The sequence below is a fragment of the Paractinoplanes pyxinae genome, assembly GCF_026626335.1.
Classification (GTDB): Bacteria; Actinomycetota; Actinomycetes; order Mycobacteriales; family Micromonosporaceae; genus Actinoplanes; species Actinoplanes pyxinae.
In genome coordinates, this window is sequence record NZ_JAPNTZ010000007.1 from 520,973 (window position 1) to 538,038 (window position 17,066).

At 68.0% G+C, this 17,066-nt stretch carries 18 protein-coding genes; 8 read left to right on the forward strand and 10 right to left on the reverse strand.

The features are described 5' to 3' along the window. The first annotated feature begins 9 nt into the window (after positions 1–9). Both OWR29_RS22495 and OWR29_RS22500 read left to right on the forward strand, forming a co-directional pair. Positions 10–552, forward strand: coding sequence for a GtrA family protein (locus tag OWR29_RS22495; RefSeq protein ID WP_438872638.1), 543 nt, complete (start codon positions 10–12; stop codon positions 550–552). A gap of 27 nt (positions 553–579) precedes the next feature. Then, complete coding sequence (locus OWR29_RS22500) at positions 580–1,107, forward strand: GtrA family protein (RefSeq protein ID WP_267565045.1); 528 nt, start codon at positions 580–582, stop codon at positions 1,105–1,107. Here the strand turns inward: OWR29_RS22500 and OWR29_RS22505 are convergent. From OWR29_RS22505 to OWR29_RS22515, 3 genes are read right to left on the reverse strand one after another with little or no spacing between them, the layout of a single operon-like run. After that, positions 1,088–1,657: a PH domain-containing protein gene (locus OWR29_RS22505; protein WP_267565046.1), complete on the reverse strand. Its 570-nt coding sequence runs from the start codon at positions 1,655–1,657 to the stop codon at positions 1,088–1,090. The two genes, OWR29_RS22500 and OWR29_RS22505, sit on opposite strands and share 20 nt — an antisense overlap. Before the next feature lie 4 nt (positions 1,658–1,661). Next, positions 1,662–2,513 (reverse strand): biotin--[acetyl-CoA-carboxylase] ligase, encoded by an 852-nt coding sequence (locus OWR29_RS22510; protein ID WP_267565048.1) that lies wholly within the window; start codon positions 2,511–2,513, stop codon positions 1,662–1,664. 16 nt (positions 2,514–2,529) lie between these two features. After that, the gene (locus OWR29_RS22515; RefSeq protein ID WP_267565049.1) at positions 2,530–3,519 is read right to left on the reverse strand and encodes a hypothetical protein; all 990 of its coding nucleotides are present in this window, start codon (positions 3,517–3,519) and stop codon (positions 2,530–2,532) included. A 123-nt stretch (positions 3,520–3,642) separates the two neighbouring features. Here OWR29_RS22515 and OWR29_RS22520 point away from each other — a divergent pair, with 123 nt between their 5' ends. After that, positions 3,643–5,199 (forward strand): acyl-CoA carboxylase subunit beta, encoded by a 1,557-nt coding sequence (locus tag OWR29_RS22520; RefSeq protein ID WP_267565050.1) that lies wholly within the window; start codon positions 3,643–3,645, stop codon positions 5,197–5,199. On the opposite strand, the gene OWR29_RS22525 is transcribed toward OWR29_RS22520, so the two are convergent. From OWR29_RS22525 to OWR29_RS48300, 4 genes are all read right to left on the reverse strand, one after another. Beyond that, positions 5,196–5,855, reverse strand: a complete 660-nt coding sequence (locus OWR29_RS22525) for a M50 family metallopeptidase (RefSeq protein WP_267565051.1) — start codon at positions 5,853–5,855, stop codon at positions 5,196–5,198. The genes OWR29_RS22520 and OWR29_RS22525 overlap by 4 nt on opposite strands. A gap of 235 nt (positions 5,856–6,090) precedes the next feature. Beyond that, positions 6,091–6,810, reverse strand: coding sequence for a M50 family metallopeptidase (locus OWR29_RS22530; protein ID WP_267565135.1), 720 nt, complete (start codon positions 6,808–6,810; stop codon positions 6,091–6,093). A gap of 56 nt (positions 6,811–6,866) precedes the next feature. After that, positions 6,867–7,055, reverse strand: a complete 189-nt coding sequence (locus tag OWR29_RS22535) for a hypothetical protein (RefSeq protein ID WP_267565053.1) — start codon at positions 7,053–7,055, stop codon at positions 6,867–6,869. 96 nt (positions 7,056–7,151) lie between these two features. Then, positions 7,152–10,658: a serine/threonine-protein kinase gene (locus OWR29_RS48300; protein WP_438872639.1), complete on the reverse strand. Its 3,507-nt coding sequence runs from the start codon at positions 10,656–10,658 to the stop codon at positions 7,152–7,154. 101 nt (positions 10,659–10,759) lie between these two features. Between OWR29_RS48300 and OWR29_RS22545 the strand changes: the two genes are divergently transcribed. From OWR29_RS22545 to OWR29_RS22565, 5 genes are all read left to right on the forward strand, one after another. Continuing rightward, positions 10,760–10,957, forward strand: a complete 198-nt coding sequence (locus tag OWR29_RS22545; protein ID WP_267565054.1) for an acyl-CoA carboxylase subunit epsilon — start codon at positions 10,760–10,762, stop codon at positions 10,955–10,957. Between the two features lie 94 nt (positions 10,958–11,051). Further along, the gene (locus OWR29_RS22550) at positions 11,052–11,498 is read left to right on the forward strand and encodes a hypothetical protein (protein WP_267565055.1); all 447 of its coding nucleotides are present in this window, start codon (positions 11,052–11,054) and stop codon (positions 11,496–11,498) included. Continuing rightward, positions 11,498–12,865: a hypothetical protein gene (locus OWR29_RS22555; RefSeq protein ID WP_267565056.1), complete on the forward strand. Its 1,368-nt coding sequence runs from the start codon at positions 11,498–11,500 to the stop codon at positions 12,863–12,865. The genes OWR29_RS22550 and OWR29_RS22555 overlap by 1 nt, the downstream gene beginning before the upstream one ends. 107 nt (positions 12,866–12,972) lie before the next feature. Further along, on the forward strand, positions 12,973–14,004 hold the full coding sequence (locus tag OWR29_RS22560; protein ID WP_267565136.1) for a S8 family serine peptidase: 1,032 nt from the start codon (positions 12,973–12,975) through the stop codon (positions 14,002–14,004). Between the two features lie 80 nt (positions 14,005–14,084). Continuing rightward, positions 14,085–14,696, forward strand: a complete 612-nt coding sequence (locus tag OWR29_RS22565; protein ID WP_267565057.1) for a Maf family protein — start codon at positions 14,085–14,087, stop codon at positions 14,694–14,696. A gap of 12 nt (positions 14,697–14,708) precedes the next feature. Here OWR29_RS22565 and OWR29_RS22570 read toward each other — a convergent pair whose 3' ends face one another. Genes OWR29_RS22570 through OWR29_RS22580 form a run of 3 tightly spaced genes read right to left on the reverse strand, consistent with a single transcriptional unit; the run spans position 14,709 to position 17,041 of the window. Continuing rightward, entirely contained in the window at positions 14,709–15,464 is a 756-nt protein-coding gene (locus OWR29_RS22570) for an ABC transporter permease (protein ID WP_267565058.1), read from the reverse strand. 3 nt (positions 15,465–15,467) lie between these two features. Continuing rightward, the gene (locus OWR29_RS22575) at positions 15,468–16,412 is read right to left on the reverse strand and encodes an ATP-binding cassette domain-containing protein (protein ID WP_267565060.1); all 945 of its coding nucleotides are present in this window, start codon (positions 16,410–16,412) and stop codon (positions 15,468–15,470) included. Between the two features lie 29 nt (positions 16,413–16,441). Further along, positions 16,442–17,041 (reverse strand): helix-turn-helix transcriptional regulator, encoded by a 600-nt coding sequence (locus OWR29_RS22580; RefSeq protein WP_324291263.1) that lies wholly within the window; start codon positions 17,039–17,041, stop codon positions 16,442–16,444. Positions 17,042–17,066: the final 25 nt, after the last annotated feature.

The following is a 17,066-nucleotide window of genomic DNA, read 5'->3' on the forward strand; positions in this document are numbered from 1 at the left end:
CTCGGGACCGTGCCCGAATCCTCGTCGACGCAGCCGTCCGGCTGGCGTTCCCGGATCCGGGCACTGATTCGCGAGCTCGGCAAGTTCGGCACCGTCGGCGGCATCTCGTTCGCCATCGACGTGGCGATCTTCAACGTGCTGCTGCAGGCCGGCTTCGAGACGCTGATCGCCAAGACCATCTCGACGGTGATCGCGACCACCTTCGCGTTCGCCGGCAACCGGTTCTGGACGTGGCGTGACCGTGCCCACACCAACATGGCCCGGCAGTACACGGTCTTCTTCGTGCTCAACGCCATAGGCCTGGGTATCGGGCTCGCCTGCCTGGCCATCAGCCACTACGGTCTCGGACAGCTCTCACCCGTCTTCCAGACCCAGCTCGCGGACAACATCTCGGGCCAGCTGGTCGGCACCGCGGCCGGCTCGCTGTTCCGCTTCTGGTCGTACCGCCGGTTCGTCTTCCCGGCCACGACCCCGCCGGGCACGCCGCCACGACAGGAGAACAGGCCGGCCGGCGCCTCCCCGCCGCCTTCCCCCATTCGTGACACGGCGTAACCGCCCACTCTCCCGTAAGGTTGACCAATGCCCTCAGCTCGTGCGCTGACGGAACACGTACGCCGTCTTGCCCCTGAAGTCCTGGCGTTCGGCGTCATCGGCGCCGGAAACACGCTGCTGTACCTGGTGATCACGTGGGTCGCGCTGCCCATCGGCGCCGTGAAGGCCAGCGTGATCGCCACCGTCGTGACGACCACGCTGGCGTACATCGCGAACCGGTACTGGACCTATCGCAACCACAGCCGCACCGCGCTGCGGCGGGAGTACACGCTCTTCTTCGGCTTCAACCTGATCGGCATGGTCATCCAGTCCGGGGCGATCGCCATCGGCAAGTACGGCTTCGGGCTGACCGAGGCGAACGACGCGCACGCCTTCATGGCCGTCACGGCGGCCGGCATCGTCTTCGCCACGGTGTTCCGGTTCTGGGCCTACCGCACCTTCGTCTTCCTCAAGCCGCCGGTCGACGGGCACGAGGGCGACCTGGCCGAGCTGGACGCGGTGGCCGGCCTGGCCGAGCTGAGCACCGAGGACGAGCCTAGCCGCGCTGCTTCCTGAACAGACCTTTCCGCTGTACGGGAACCTCGGGCGCATCCTCTTCCTGGTCTTCATCCGGCCGTAGCACCCGGTCCTGCTCGATCAGCTCATAGAGCAGCGTCTGCACCTGCTGAGCGCGCGGCACGGCGGTCAGCACCGCGGCCTGCTCGCCGATCGAGTCGACCTTGAGGGTGCCCGTGCCGAACAGCCGGTCGAGCACCGACTGGGTCACCACGTGGTCGTTGACGCGGTTGAGCGGCAGGTCCCGCCGCTCCCGGGCGATCACGCCGTCCTGCAGCAGGATCCGCTCGTCGGTCAGCACGTAGTGGGTGCACCGCCAGATCACCAGCGGCGCCACCCCGTACCGGACGCCCTGATAGAGCATGATGGCCGCCACCACCAGGAACGCGATGCGGCCGCCCTCGGTGCCGGGCAGCATCACCCAGGCCACGGCGGTCACGACCACGGCCAGCAGCACGAGCAGGCCGGGGCGCAGGGCCGTCTTCCAGTGCGGGTGCAGGTGGAGGACCAGCTCTTCCTCTTCGGCCAAGACTTCAGTGGGGAACGCCACGCGGTCAGCGTACGTGCAACACGTCACCCGCCGAGACGCGATGCTCGGCGCCGTCCGCCGTCCGGACGACCAATTGGCCGGCCCGGTCCACCTCGGTCGCCTCGCCGATCAGCGTCTCGCCCGCCGGCAGCAGCACGCGCACCTGCTGGCCGATCGTCGAGCAACCCCTGCGGTACGCCGCGAGCAGCCCCGACATCTCGGCGTCGCCGCCCGCCTCACGCCAGCCCGCGTAATACGAGGCGAAGCCGCGCAGTAGTGCCCGCAGCAGCGGGTCGCGGTCGGTAACAGCAGCCCCGGCCACCCGCAGTGAAGTGGCGGGCACGCCGGTGGTTTCGGGAAGCTCTTCGGCCCGGGTGGTCACGTTGAGGCCGATGCCCACCACGACTGCGTCGCCCGACACCTCGGCCAGGATGCCGGCGCACTTGCGGTCGCCCACGAGCAGGTCGTTCGGCCACTTCAGGGCGGCCTCGACCTCGGCCACCCGCTCGACCGCGTCGCGCAGGGCGACCCCGGCCAGCAGCGGCAACCAGGCGAACGTGGCAGGCGACAGCGTGGGCCACTCGCGCTCGCGGTCGGGCCGGCCCGGTCGCAACAGGACACTCAGGGTGAGGCCGGCCCGGGCCGGTGAGACCCACTGCCGATCGCGGCGGCCACGGCCCGCGGTCTGCTGCTCGGCCACGATGACCAGTCCCTCGGGCTCGCCCTTGGCGGCCGCGGCGGCGACGTCGGCGTTCGTGGAGGCCGTCTGGGCCACGACCTCGACCCGCGACCACAGGCTGCCCGGGGTCACCAGGGCCCGGTCGAGCGAGCGCGGCGACAGCGGAGGGCGGTCGAGGTCGGTGAACGGCGAGGACATTCGCCGAGCGTAGTCCCTATCGGGGCGGAGGCTCCGCGGCGTGACGGCTGACATACACCCGGGTGCTGCGGTCCGACGGCTCGGCCGACGGGCGGGGCCGCGGGCGGGGGCGGCGCCGGCGGGCCGGTGGCGCGTCGTCGGCGAAGAGCGGGGTGGTGGGCAGAGCCTCGTTCTCGGTACGCCACTCGCGCCGCTCGCGCTTGTCGTTGCGGTCCGACCAGGTGCGGGGCAGGCGGACCCGCTGTTCGCTGCGGCGGGCGAAATCGATCTCGGTCGGCTCGTGCTCGACCGGGGCCAGGTCGAAACCGGTGGCGGGCTCGTAGTCGGGGACGGCGGGCAGGCGCTCGACGGGAGCCGGCCAGCCGTAGCCCTTGGCCGAGGGCTCGGGGTCGGGATCCAGGTCGACGGGGATGGGCGTCCAGTACTCGCCGGACGGGGGCGCGGCACGGACGGGGCGGTACTCGGGGCGGACCCAGCCCTGCACGCGGTGGCCGTAGCGGTCGCCGGAGTAGGCCGGCTCGGGGTCGTCGGGCGGCAGGTCGGGGACCAGCTCGAGACCGACCAGCTCGGCCGGCTCGGGGGCGTACTCAACCGGCGCGGGGCCGAAATCGACCGGCTCGGGGGCGTACTCGCCGGGATCAGGGGCGTACTCGCCGGGGTCGGGGGCGTAATCGCGGGCGCCGGGTTCGTCGCGGCGGGGCACCCGATCGGTGAACTCCGGCTCGTCGGGGTGCGGCTCGTCGTCGTACGGGAAACGCTCGTCGTTCTCCTCGAGGAGCCCGATCGACGCCAGCGGGCCGCGCGGATCCTCCTCGGCCGGCGGGATCAACGGCTCGGGCGCGCGGCTCCGGCGGCGGTTGCCCGGAGCCCGGCGGGACTTGGGCTGGATGTCGGCGGGCTCGGCGTCCCGGTCGCGCCGGCCGAACAGCACGGATCGGAAGCAGATCAGCGTGGCGAGGCCCCCGGCGATGAGGGCGATCCCGGCCGCGGTCATCCAGTTGGTCACGACACAGGTAACGAATGGGGCATTGAGTGCGAAACGCCACCGTAGCGGCGCGACACCTGCTAGCGCACTACGATCATTACCGATCAGTACACCGCCGCCCGTGGAGAGCGCAGGAAAGTCACAGTGACCGACATCCACACCACGGCGGGCAAGCTCGCCGACCTCGCCCGGCGCACCGACGAAGCTGTGCACGCCGGCTCGGCCCGCGCGGTCGAGAAGCAGCACGCGCGGGGCAAGAAGACGGCCCGCGAACGCATCGAGATGCTGCTCGACGAGGGCTCGTTCGTCGAACTCGACGAGCTGGCCCGGCACCGGTCGACCAACTTCGGGCTCGACAAGAACCGCCCGTACGGCGACGGCGTGGTCACCGGATACGGCACCGTCGACGGCCGGCAGGTCTGCGTCTTCTCGCAAGACTTCACGGTCTTCGGCGGCTCACTGGGCGAGGTCTTCGGCGAGAAGATCGTCAAGGTGCTCGACCTGGCCATGAAGATCGGCTGCCCGATCATCGGTATCAACGACTCCGGCGGCGCCCGCATCCAGGAGGGCGTGGTCGCGCTCGGCCTCTACGCCGACATCTTCTTCCGCAACGTCCGGGCCAGCGGGGTCATCCCGCAGATCTCGCTGATCATGGGCCCGTGCGCGGGCGGCGCGGTCTACTCCCCCGCGATCACCGACTTCACCGTCATGGTCGACCAGACCTCGCACATGTTCATCACCGGCCCCGACGTGATCAAGACGGTGACCGGCGAAGAGGTCGGCATGGAAGAGCTGGGCGGCGCGCGCACCCACAACAGCCGCAGTGGCAACGCGCACTATCTGGCCTCCGACGAGGACGACGCGATTGATTACGTACGGGCGTTGCTGTCCTATCTGCCGTCGAACAACCTGGACGAGCCGGTCGTCCTCTCCTCCGGGGAGGATCCCGGTGAGGCCGACCTCGCCCTGGACACCCTGATTCCCGACTCGGCCAATCAGCCGTACGACATCAAAACTGTTGTCGAAACGGTGGTCGACGACTTTCTCGAGGTGCAGCCGCTCTACGCGCAGAACATCGTGGTCGGCTTCGGCCGGGTCGAGGGGCGGCCGGTCGGTGTCGTCGCCAATCAGCCGTTGCATCTGGCAGGCACCCTCGACATCGCGGCCTCGGAAAAGGCGGCCCGATTCGTGCGTACGTGCGACGCCTTCAACATTCCGGTGGTGACCTTCGTCGACGTGCCGGGATTCCTGCCCGGGACGTCGCAGGAATGGGACGGGATCATCCGGCGCGGTGCGAAACTGATTTACGCGTACGCCGAAGCGACAGTCCCCAAGGTCACGGTGATCACCCGCAAGGCCTACGGCGGCGCGTACGACGTGATGGGCTCCAAGCACCTCGGGGCCGACCTGAATTTCGCGTGGCCGACCGCGCAGATCGCCGTTATGGGCGCGCAGGGCGCGGTCAACATCCTCTACCGGGCCGAACTGGGTGCCGCCGAAGACCCGGCCGGGCGCCGCTCCGAACTGATCCAGGAGTACGAGGACACGCTGGCCAACCCGTACATCGCGGCCGAGCGAGGCTACGTCGACGCGGTGATCATGCCGTCCCAGACGCGAGCCCAGGTCACCCGCGGACTGCGCACCCTACGCACGAAGCGCGAGACTCTGCCGCCGAAGAAGCACGGCAACATCCCCCTCTAGAGCGGATTTCGCAGCATCAACACACCGCCGTAGACCAGGGCGACCATCGAACCCAGCCAGAAGAACGCGACGAAGAACGCGTCCGAGAGGCCGGTCGCCTTGGACAGGTGCTGCGTGTCCGCCTCGCCGCCGTTCTTCCAGTTGCCATAGAGCTCCGGTATCTGCCGGGTGCCGCCCATGAGCAGAAACCAGATCCAGATGTACGTGAACACGAGCTGGATGTTCTCGGCGGCCCGCATCGCGACCGTCCAAATGAGCGCAATGGTCAACGGCACGGCGATGAACCCGAAGACGTTGCGCACCATGACCAGCAGCATGGCCATCAGCACCAGAGTCATGAGCAGGATCGACCGCGGGCTGATGCCACGCACCAGCATCCACGCCCCGGCCAGCCCGAAGATCGACGGACCGAGGTAGCCGGCCAGGCCCGCAGCCAGGGTCTGGAAGAACGACCACTTCTCCTGCCGGAAGCCGGTCGCGCCGGCACCGCCCCGATCCACCCGGATCTTCTTGACAAAAAGCCCGGTGAGCGAGCCGAACATGGCGTGCCCACCCTCATGGGCGATCGTGATGGCATGCGTGGTGATCTTCCACAGCGGCACGGCCGCCACAAAGGCGATCACCGCCGTCGTCCACGCCAGCCCCGGACCCTCCATGCCCGGAAGCTATCGCCGCTGGTGCAGCCACCCCATCGTCCGTTGGTGCGAGCGGATGACCTTAAAAGAGCGTTCCGTGAATGCGGCTCATCGCACTCGCACCTGTGGACGACTCCGCTTTCCACCGCCGTCACCTGTGGACAACCGAGCCCGGTCAGCTTGACACCCGCGTAACGTCCCCACCCAGTCCCCGAGGCGGGAGGGGGTTAGGGATGGGCGGCCTCGAAATTCAAGATCAGGAGGTGGCGGCGGGAAGCCACTGGCCGGCCAGCAGGAAAGCGCCGACGACCAGGGCGGCCAGGTTCACCACCAGGAAGACGCCGACCCAGAAGATCGCGGGCACGTGCGAGACGTGGGCCAGCTGGTCGGCGTCGGACTCGGGCATGCGGCCGCGGCGGCGCAGACTCTGCAGCTCGAAGACGGGGCGGATGCCGCCGAACAGCAGGAACCACACCCCGGCGTACGCGAAAGCGGCCTGCACCTGCGGCGACGCGTACCAGGAAACGGCGAAGACGATCGCGCCGGTGACGACCAGCGAGAGCACGCCGAAGACGTTCCGGATGTTGATCAGCATGAGCAGCAGAAGCACCACGGCCAGCCACAACAGCAGCGTGATGCGGTTGCCGCCGAGCAGCCAGGCGCCCAGCAGACCGACCAGAGACGGCGCGATGTAGCCGCCCAGCAGGGTCAGCATCATGCCGGGACCGGTCGGGCGGCCCGACGACAGGGTCAGGCCGGACGTGTCGAACTCGAGCCGGATGCCCCGCAGCCGACGCCCGGTGAGCAGGGCGAACAGAGCATGACCACCCTCGTGGGCGATCGTGACGGCGTTGCGGGCGACCCGCCAGACCGGGCGGAAGGCCACCGCCAGCAAGCCGGCCAGGGCGGTGAGCAGCACGAGCAGACCGGGTGGGTCCGGTTGAGCACCGAGCAGCTTGTCCCAGAAGTCAGTCATACTCTCGATCGACACAGCGCGGAACTGTATCCGATCGAGCTAAGCGTGACGCTCAGTCACGCGCGGCGGCGGGTCACGGAACGGGCGGGCACCGGGGCGGGGCGCTTCGCGCCGAGCTGCCGGGCGACGACCACGCCACCGGCCAGCACCGCGAGCGCCGCAACGACCGAGATCGTGACCAGGGCGCCCGCCGCAGCGGCGAGAATGGCCAGGTCAGCGAGGGCCACGAGCATCCACAGAGCCATCGTGGGCTTCCTGCCGTGCCGTCGGCAGATCATGTCGTACCTCCGATCGTGATGCGAAGTGAATTACCCATTCACTCGCGTCATCACTCACCGGATTTACTTTTTGGGCTGAAACCACTGGTAAACGCGCTTCAAATCGGCCTGCGAGGCGGCCCAGTCGTCGGGTGAGACGTACCATGAGATCGAGTACGCCTGGCTGTCGCTGACGATGATGTTGCGCTTCACCGCGTGCTGGGCGTTGCCGGTGCTGGTCGTGTAGTAGAACTCCCAGTCTGCGGCCTGCTTGAAGTAGTTGCTGACCGGAACGAGCTTGACCTTTTCGTAGTCCCGGTAGTCGCGGTTGGCGCGGTCCCGCTCCTGCTGCTTCCAGTCGGCCAGCGCGTCCGGCTTGGGATCGTCGGTCTGGTCGATCAGCAGGTAGCGGTTGTTCCAGCGGATCTGGGTCTCGCTGCCGGACTGCCTGATCGAGGCGCTCTTGGGCAGCGGCACCTTGTAGCCGGAGCCGTCCGAATAGATCCGCCAGGTCGAGGGCAGGGCGAGCCCGGCCGGGCTGGACGGCGGCGCGGTTGTCGTCGGCTTGGGCGACGGGGTCGAGGTCGTCGCACCGCCAGCCGCAGGCTGTTGTGAAGTGCCGCCAGCCGAAGCGGTGGGAGCGATCGCGCCCTGCTGGGTCTGGTTGTCGTCGCCGCCGTCCTCGCTGCCCAGGACGCCGATCAGCACCACCACCAGCACGATGATGAGCAGTACGACGCCACCGCCGACCGCGGCCTGTCCGTAGGTCAAGCGGGTGCCGAACACCGTGACGCCGGGTGACTGCCGCACCGGCATGGGGGTCCAGGCGGGGCGGGACGAGCGGTTGAACGCGGGGGCGGGGCTCATCGGCTCGGGGTCGTCGTGGCCGGGGCCTACCGGTGTGGTGCTGCGGTCGGTCGCTGGGGGCACTTCATTGCGCGTACGGCGGGGAGGCGCATGCGGCACGTCGGTGCTCACGCGGTCGACGGCGGCGGCGGGCGCCGCGGCGCTGTCTTTGCTCTCCGCGCCGGCGATCTTCGCTGCGTCGCTCTCATCGGCCTTCTCGGCTGCGGGCGGCTCGTCAGCCTTTGCGTTCGGGGTGCTCTCGGCCTTGGCGTCTTCCTTGGCGGGAGTGCTCTCCGCCTTTTCGACGGCCCGATCCGTCTTGGCGCCCGCGCTGGTCGGCGAGCTCCCGGCATCGCCTTCGACCGGCGTGGTTTTCGCCCGGCCGGCGGCCGGAGCGTCCTTGCCCGGGGCGCTCTTGGCGTCGGCTTCGGCCGGGGTGGTGTTCGCTTGGTCGACGGCCGGAGCGTCCTTGGCCGACCCGCTCTTGGCGTCGCCTTCGGCCGGGGTGGTCTTGGCGTCGCCCTCGGCTGAGGTGGACTTCGCGTCTTGCTCGGCCGGAGTGGACTTCGCGTCCTGCTCGCCCGGAGTGGACTTCGCGTCGAGCTCGGCCGGCGTGGACTTCGCGTCGAGCTCGGCCGGCGTGGACTTCGCGTCGAGCTCGGCCGGCGTGGACTTCGCGTCGAGCTCGGCCGCCGTGGTCTTCGCGTCCTGCTCGGCCGGGACGTTCTCGGCACTGCTCGGGGCGTTCTCGGCGTCTCCGGCGGCCGGGGCGCTTTCCGCAGGACTGGTGAGTGAGGTCGCGGCGGCGACAACGGGCTTCTCGGTCTCGGCGGCGGCCGGCTTATCAGTCTTGGTGTCCTGGGCCTTGGCGGTCGCGGGCTCGACCTTCTCGGCCGGCTTCGCCCCCGGCTTGTTCGCCGGCTTCGGCTCCGCGATCTTGGTCGTCTTGTCGACGGGTGCGTCCGAGATCTTGGTGGTCTTGTCGACCGGGGCCACGGGCTCGGAGATCTTCGTCGTCCTGTCGACCGGGGCGTCCGAGATCTTCGTCGTCTTGTCGATCGGGGCGACCGGCGGCGTCTTGGTCTTGTTGATCGGGGCGACCGGCGGCGTGTTGGTCTTGTCGACCGGAGTGACCGGCGGCGTCTTGGTGGCCGGCGGCGTGATCTTGGTGGTCGGGTCGACCGGTGCGGGGATCCTGGTCGTCTTGTCGACGGGAGCGGTGGTCGACGGCTTGGCCTGCCTGGGCGCGGTTTCCTTGGGCGGGATCGCGATCCTGGTGGTCGGGTCGACCGCCCGCTGCTCCTCGGTGGGCGCGTCGGACTTCACGCGCGGGATCAGGCTGGTCGCGTCGGACAGGGACTTCTCGTGTTCCGGAGCCGCCTTCTTGCGGCGGTTGGCGGCGACGTCGGCGGCCGTGAAGCCGGACTGCGCCCCTCGAGACGTACGGGAAAGGCCGCCGCTCGCATGCGGGCCGGGCCGGGCCGCATCGGGCGCACCAGAACCCGTACCAAGGAAGGTGGTTTTGTCGTCGCGAACCGGAGGACCGTCGACGCGGGTGGCATCCAGCTTGGGTCCGTCGACGCGGGTGGCGTCGAGGCGCGGGGCGTCAACCTTGGGAGTGTCGACGCGGGTCGGGGTCTCGGCAGCAGGGCGGCCCACCGGAGCCTTGCCCGGTGCGAAATGCGGACGGCCCTCGCCGGCGCCCGGGCGACCCGGATTGACCGGCGGCTGCGGCGGCGTAGCGGGCGCCCGGCCCTGGCTCGGCGTGACCGGCGTACGGCCGGGAGGGGTTGCTGGACGAGCCACGGGCGGACGAGGACCGGGCACCACCGGAGTCGAGGCGGTGCCACCGGTCAGCGCCGCACGGTCGCGGCCGACACCCGGGCGGCGCATGGTCGGGCTCATCGGGAAGCTCAGCTTCGACCGGCGACCGGCCGCCCGCAGCAGCAGGCGCTCCGCCTCCTCGGCGTTGATGCGGTGTGTCGGGTCCTTGCGGAGCAGGCCGTTGAGCACGGGCTTCATGGGGCCGGCGTTGCGCGCGGGCGGCGGATTCTCGGTGGCCAACGCGGCCAAGGTGGCGATCGCCGACGGGCGGGCGAACGGTGAAGCGCCCTCGACCGCGGCGTACAGCGTGGCCCCGAGCGACCACAGGTCGGCGGCCGGACCGGCGGAACCGTCACGGGCCCGCTCGGGCGCGATGTAGGCCGGAGAACCTAAGACGAGACCCGTACGCGTGACGTTGGGGTCGCCCGGAACGGTGGCCAGACCGAAGTCGGTCAGCACGACCCGGCCCTCGGCGCCGATCAGCACGTTGCCCGGCTTGACGTCGCGGTGCACCACGCCGGCGCGGTGAGCGGCCCGCAGTGCGTTCAGCACGCCCAGACCGATCTCGGCCGCGCGGACCGGGCTGAACGGCCCGTCGGCGGCCAGCGTGTCCTGCAGCGAGCGGGACGGCACGTACTCCATGACGATCCACGGGTCGGCGTCGGTGCGCAGCACGTCGAACACGCGAACCACGTTGATGTTGTTGAGCCGGGCGATCGCGCGCGCCTCGCGCAGCGACCTCTCCCGCATCTCTTGCCGCTCGGCCGCGGTCAGGCCGGGCGGCGGAACCAGCTCTTTGATGGCGACCTCACGGTGCAGGACGACATCGGTGGCCCGCCAGACACGACCCATCCCGCCCTGACCGAGCGGCGCGACAAGCCGGTAACGGTCAGCGACTACGAGCGGGGGAGAGGAAGACATCACGGAGAAAATACCCGGTCATGTCGAGCGACAGCGAATCGATCAGCCGAGTGTGGGATGCGTGTCACCGGATCTTCCCCACAAGGTCGTACGCTCGGTCGATGAATACGGAACCGCTGGTCAGCGTCGTCCGCGGCGAGCCGACCGACATCGAGCTGGCCGCGCTGGTCACGGTGCTGGTGGCAGCATCCACTTCGCTGGATCCCGAACCAGTTCAGAGGCCGGCCTCCCACTGGGCCCGATCGTCACGCCCATCGATGGCCCCGAGCTCCTGGAAGGCGTCGGCCCTCCCCCGATAGATCATCGCCCGTCACTGTCCACAGGGTCCCCGACGCTGGCAGTGACCGACTACTCTCACAGACGCTTCGAAGTTCGCACGGTGGGAGGTCGCAGATGATTCCGGACGAGGATCGCGGTCCCGCCTGGCTGAGTGACTACGGCACCACCGACTTCGGCGCCATCGAGGCCGACATCCAGGCGATGGAACAGTTCGCAGCCAAACTGGCGGCCAACGTCCAAGACAGCTACGCCCCCCACATGTCGTCAATCAGTGACTCGATGCTGACTCGACTCCCCGATCCGCCGGCCGAGTTCGCCGAGCTCTTCTCGTTCCTGACTGCCCACAACGAGGCGCAGAACGTCACCCATCAGAACGTCTACAACTACGCGAACGGCACCAAGGGCTTCGCCAGCGCGGCCGCCGACATCAGCAAGCAGTACAGCGGTTCTGACGCCTTCGCCCACGCCAAAGTCAGCGACGTTGACAAGGCTTTCGACAAGCTCGGCATCCCTGAGGCCACCACACCGCTGACGCCCACGACTAGCGAGGGGAGCCTCTGATGCTCATCGCAGGTGGCGGCGGCGGAGCCGGCGGCACGCCCTGGGGCATGCTGACCGTCGAAGAGATGCAGGTGCTCATCCAGAATCCGGACACTGATAGGCACTACGAGCTGCTGACTGGATGGAAACGTTCGGCCGACCTGCTCGTGGAACACCAGTGGCAGGTGAAGAACTACCGTGACAACTTGGCCGCGGTCTGGCCGCCGGAGAGAAACGCCGCATCAGCTGCCTACATCTCGCGCCTGGACGAGTTGATCACCAACCTCAACGAGACGTACGAAGCCGCTATCTCCAATCACGACGCCTTCGCTGCCGCGACACTGTCGATCAGTCTCGCGCAGAAGGAGATGGAAGAGATCGCGCGCGAGTACCAATCGAACGAGCTCGCGCTGGCCGACTACAACGCCAAGCAACAGAGTGCGAGCGCCCAGCCGCAGCCAAGTCCAAGCCCCAGCGGCGAACAGCCGCCGTTCGCTCCCGGTCGCCAGGAAGAGCTGTACCAGAAGGCCGTGACGCTACTGAGCGGCGTAAGCGCTGACTTGGCACAAGCCCAAGTCAGGATCCAAACGCCCCGCCCATATGCGCCCAAAAACCGCCGCGACGATCCGGGAAGCAGCGAGGGTGGGGGTTACATTGCTCCACCGATTCCACCTATCACGCCTGACTATGCGCCAAGTACATCCACCTCGGGCACACCGATCCGGCCGTCTGCCACCTTCCCGAGCAGCGGGAACGTTCCAACGCCGCCTCCCCCACAACCGCCGACACCACAGCCGGGTCTGATCCTTGGCGGAGCTAACCCGCCCACGACGCCACCATCACCGGGCCTTACCTCGCCACTGGGAACGGCACCAGTGGGCCCTCCCGCACCTTCACAGAGCCCCGGCCTTTTCGCACCCACGCCGACCACCTTCACGCCGAGCAGAAGCACTCCTCTCCAGCCGATCACACCTCCGTCTGGGAGAGGCCTGATTGGCCCTCGAGACGGCATCGTTCGCCCTGGCGGACTACTGCCGGGCAGCAGTCCTGCGTTGCCGCCCGGCGGGGTTATTGGGGCAACACCTGGAATGGGCGCTGCACGGCCGGGACCTTCCAGGACAAACGCCCAACGAATAAATCCGATCGGTGGAGTTATTGGAGGCGCTGACCCATCCGGCAGAGTCGGCGCAGCAAACGCGGCAGTCCCCCATCCGGGGGTTGGAGCCCCTATCGGCCAAGCGCAACGCGGCAGCACGCGGCGCAAGCAGGATGAGCAACTTCGCTGGGATCCGGACGACCCTTGGCAGACGGCAACGGGCGTTGACCCTGTCGTGCTTCCTCCACAGGTTAAACGGGTCGATCCCGGACCGGCGATTGGCCTGAGTTGAAGAACTCCCGCAGGATATGGTCGGCACTTACGATAGCTTGTATCGCCGTCGCATTAACTCCAAGCAACCCCGTATTTGCAGATTCTGTTCGCGACCGACAATGGTACTTGAAAAGCCTAAATCTGTCGGCCACTCGAACGATCTCAACCGGGTCCGGCGTTACTGTTGCCGTCTTAGACTCTGGCTCTTTTCCGCATCCCGACATCCGCAAGAATCTCCTTGCAGGCAGCGATCAAACCTCATCTCATCATCGAGATGGGCGATCAGACAATGACGGCCACGGGACGCGGATGGCAGCTTTAATCGCAGGACACGGTCGAGGGACGACCCGTGGGATACAAGGCATAGCGCCGTCAGCCAAAGTCTTGCCAGTAGTCATCACTGCTGACGGACGCGGCCACGCAGACCTTATGGCGAGGGGCGTCGCCTGGGCTTCCAGTCAAAAAGCCCAGATCATAAACATCTCGGGGGTCGCAGGGCCAGGCTTCGAACTACAAGACGCGATCGACGAAGCGCTAGACGATGACATCGTCGTGGTGGCCGCAGTAGGCAACACTTCATCCGATGCGATCATCAACTATCCCGCCGCATTCGATGGCGTTCTGGCAGTCGGCGCTACTGGACGGGACGGGGACTATTCTTCAAGCTCGGTCAAAGACGAAAAAGTTCAGATCTGCGCGCCCGGCGTTGACATCATTTCCGCTCAACCTCCAGATCGTTATGGATCAGCCACCGGCACTTCCGATTCTACCGCTATCGCTTCCGGCGCCGCTGCACTTATACGAGCCAAATTTCCGAACCTGTCCGCTAAAGAAGTTGTTCACCGGCTTACGGCCACTGCGGACGATATTGGGCCGCCGGGGCGGGATGATGAATGTGGGTTTGGGCGGCTCAACATCGTCAAAGCGTTGACTGCTGACGTTCCGCCGCTTGAGGGTGGGGGGAACGCTTCTTCCGCGCCTACTTCTGGGGCCAGCAGCGCCGCGGGGGCGGTTCGGCCTGAGTTTGCTTCGCCTGGTGCGGCGGCGGCCTCTGAGCCGGCCAGCAGCAACAACGGTTGGCTTTGGGGTGGGCTGGCGGGCGTAATCGCAGCCGTCGGGGTCGTTGTGGGGCTTGTGTTGCGTCGGCGGCGGACGTAGCCGGTGGGCTGGTCTCGTTTGGGGCGTAAACGCCGGGTTGTGTGCTCCTTGGACCGTCTGGGGCTTGTAGCCTTCTCGGCGTGGAGAAGGACATCGCGTACCGGTTGATTCTTGCTTCGGCCAGTCCGGCTCGGCGGGGGCTGCTCAGTGCGGCCGGCATCGAGGCCGAGGTGATGGTCAGCGGCGTCGACGAGTCGACTGTCGAGGCCGAGGACGCGTACTCGCTCTGCCTTGCACTCGCACGCATGAAAGCGCGCACCATCGCCGCCCAGTTGAACGCCGACCCGGGTGTTGTCGTGCTCGGCTGCGACTCCGTGCTGGCCTTCGAGGACGAGATCTTCGGCAAGCCGGCCAACGCTGACGAGGCCACCAAGCGTTGGATGCGCATGCGCGGCCGCTCCGGGGTGCTGCACACCGGGCATCACGTGACCAGCCTCGTCACCGGCAAGCAGGCCGAGGCGGTCGGCACCACCACCGTCCACTTCGCCGACATCAGCGACGCCGAGATCGCGGCCTATGTGGCCAGCGGCGAACCGTTGCACGTGGCCGGCTCGTTCACGCTCGACGGTCGCGGGGGCGCCTTCGTCGACCGCATCGAAGGCGACCCCGGCAACGTCATCGGGCTTTCGCTGCCCCTGCTTCGTAACCTGCTGGCCGAGATGGGCGTGCCCTACATCGCCCTCTGGAAATAAGGAAGTAGCAGCTCAGCGCACGCTTCGGGCGAACTCCCGCGCCGCCCACGCCACGGCCAGGACGGCCAGCACGGCCATGATGAGCAGGCCCTGCCAGACGTCCGGCGCGCCCAGGTCGCCTCGGAACAGGGCCCTCGTACCGTTGACCGCCCACGAGAACGGGTTCCAGTCGGCCACGCCCTGCAGCCAGCCGGGGGCGTACGTCAACGGCAGCAGGATGCCGCTGAGCAGCAGCACCGGCTGAGCGACCGTGTTCATGAGCGGGGCCAGCGCGTCCTCGCTCTTCACGACCAACGCCACGCCGTACGAGACCGCGGACGTCATCAGCGAGATCAGGGCCAGCATCAGGTAGGCCAGCAGCAGGTTGGGCAGGAACACCCGCAGGTCGAAGACCAGCGCCAGCAGCGTGATGATGACCGCCTGGGCGATCAGCGACACCACGTCCCGCAAGGAACGGCCCAGCAGCAACGCCAGGCGGCTCACCGGCGTCACGCGGGAACGCTCGATGACGCCGGCGCGCAGTTCGGCGATGAGGCCGAAGCCCTGGAACAGGCCGCCGAAGATGGCCAGCAGCACCAGCAGGCCGGGCACGAAGATCTCGTACGCCTCGGCGTTGGTCGGCACCTGCAGGGCCGGCTTGAGCAGCGGGGCGAACAGCAGCAGGTACATCACCGGCTGGAAGACGCCGACAAGGATCCAGACGGGGTTGCGCAGCAGCAACTGCATCTGGCGGTTGAAGATCAGTGAGGTGTCGCGCAGCAGCTTCATCGGTCAGCTCTCCCGCAGCGATCGGCCGGTCTTGGTGAGGAACACGTCGTCGAGGCTGGGCCGGTGCAGCTCGATGGTGCCGAGCGGGACGCCGGCCGCGTCGAGGGCGCGCAGGATCTGCGGGATCGCCACGGCGCCGTCCTCGACGTAGAGGCGCACGTTGTCCTCGTACTTCTCAATTTTGTACGAGCTGAGGGCCTCGACCGCGGCCGGGACCGCATCGACCGGCAGTCCCACGCGGACGACGTCGCCCGAGATCTCGCGCTTGAGCTCAGCCGGCGTGCCGGACGCGACGATCTCGCCGTTGTCCATGATGGAGATGCGGTCGCAGAGCGCGTCGGCCTCGTCCAGGTAGTGGGTGGTGATGAAGACGGTCATGCCCTCCGCACGCAGCCGTCTGATCTCGTCCCACATGTGGGCCCGGCTCTGCGGGTCGAGGCCCGTGGTCGGCTCGTCGAGGAAGACGACCTTGGGCTCGTGGATGATGCCGAGCGCGATGTCGACCCGCCGCCGCTGACCGCCCGAGTACGTCTTGCACTTACGGTCCGCGTACTCGGAAAGCTGGAACCCCTCGAGGACGCGCGCCGCCCGCGCCAGCGCGTCGCCTTTCGACGCGCCGTAGAGGCGCGACTGCAGCACGAGCTCTTCCCGAGCGGTGGAATCATCCCAGGTGCTGCCGCCCTGCGCGACGTAGCCGATGCGGCGGCGCACCTCGCCCGGATCGGCGCGCAGGTCGGCGCCGGCGATCGTGGCCGTGCCGTCGTCGGGCACGATCAGCGTGGCCAGCATGCGCAGCGTGGTGGTCTTGCCGGCCCCGTTGGGACCCAGGAAGCCGAAGATCTCGCCCTCGGCGACGGTGAGGTCGACCCCTCGTACGGCTTCGACCTTCTTCTTTTCGCGCCCCTGGCGCGAGACGAACGACTTGCGTAGCCCGCGAGTCTCAATCATGCGACGCAGCCTACGACCGTCAAGTTTTACTAGTCAAACTTGATTACTGACGAATCCGCCCCGCGGGCCTCGTTCAGCGTCTGCCAGGAGTCGCCCATGGTCTCAATACGCTTCGCCGTACGTTCGCACCAGGCAATTTCCGCCTCGGCCATCGCGATGTTGCGCTCCCACATCCACGCCACGAACGCCGGCTTGTCGTCGGCCCAGTCGGCCGTCATCGCGGATTCGAGCTGCTGAGCGCCGGCCCGCAGCTGGTTGGCCCGGTTCCGCAGCGCCGCCGCCGACTCCTCGCGAGAGAGTGCAGGCAGGAAGGAGAACGCGGCCATGAACGGGTCAGGACCCGGCGTGAGGTTCCACCAGCCGTTGCGCAGCAGAGATTGGAACTCCGCCCTCCCCTTGTCGGTTATTTCGTACGTCGTACGCGCGGGACGGGCGCCCACCTGCTCGGTGGCGACTTCTCGCAGCAGGCCCTCGTCGGTCAACTTGCGCAGACCGTGATAGATCGACCCGGGTTGGACGTTCGCCCATTTGTCGGCACTCCAGCTCAGCAGCTCACGGCGTACGTCGTAGCCGTGCACCGGCTCGAGCCACTGCACCAGGCCGAGGATCATCATGCGGGTCGCTGACACTCTCTCAGGGTAAAACTGTCGGCCG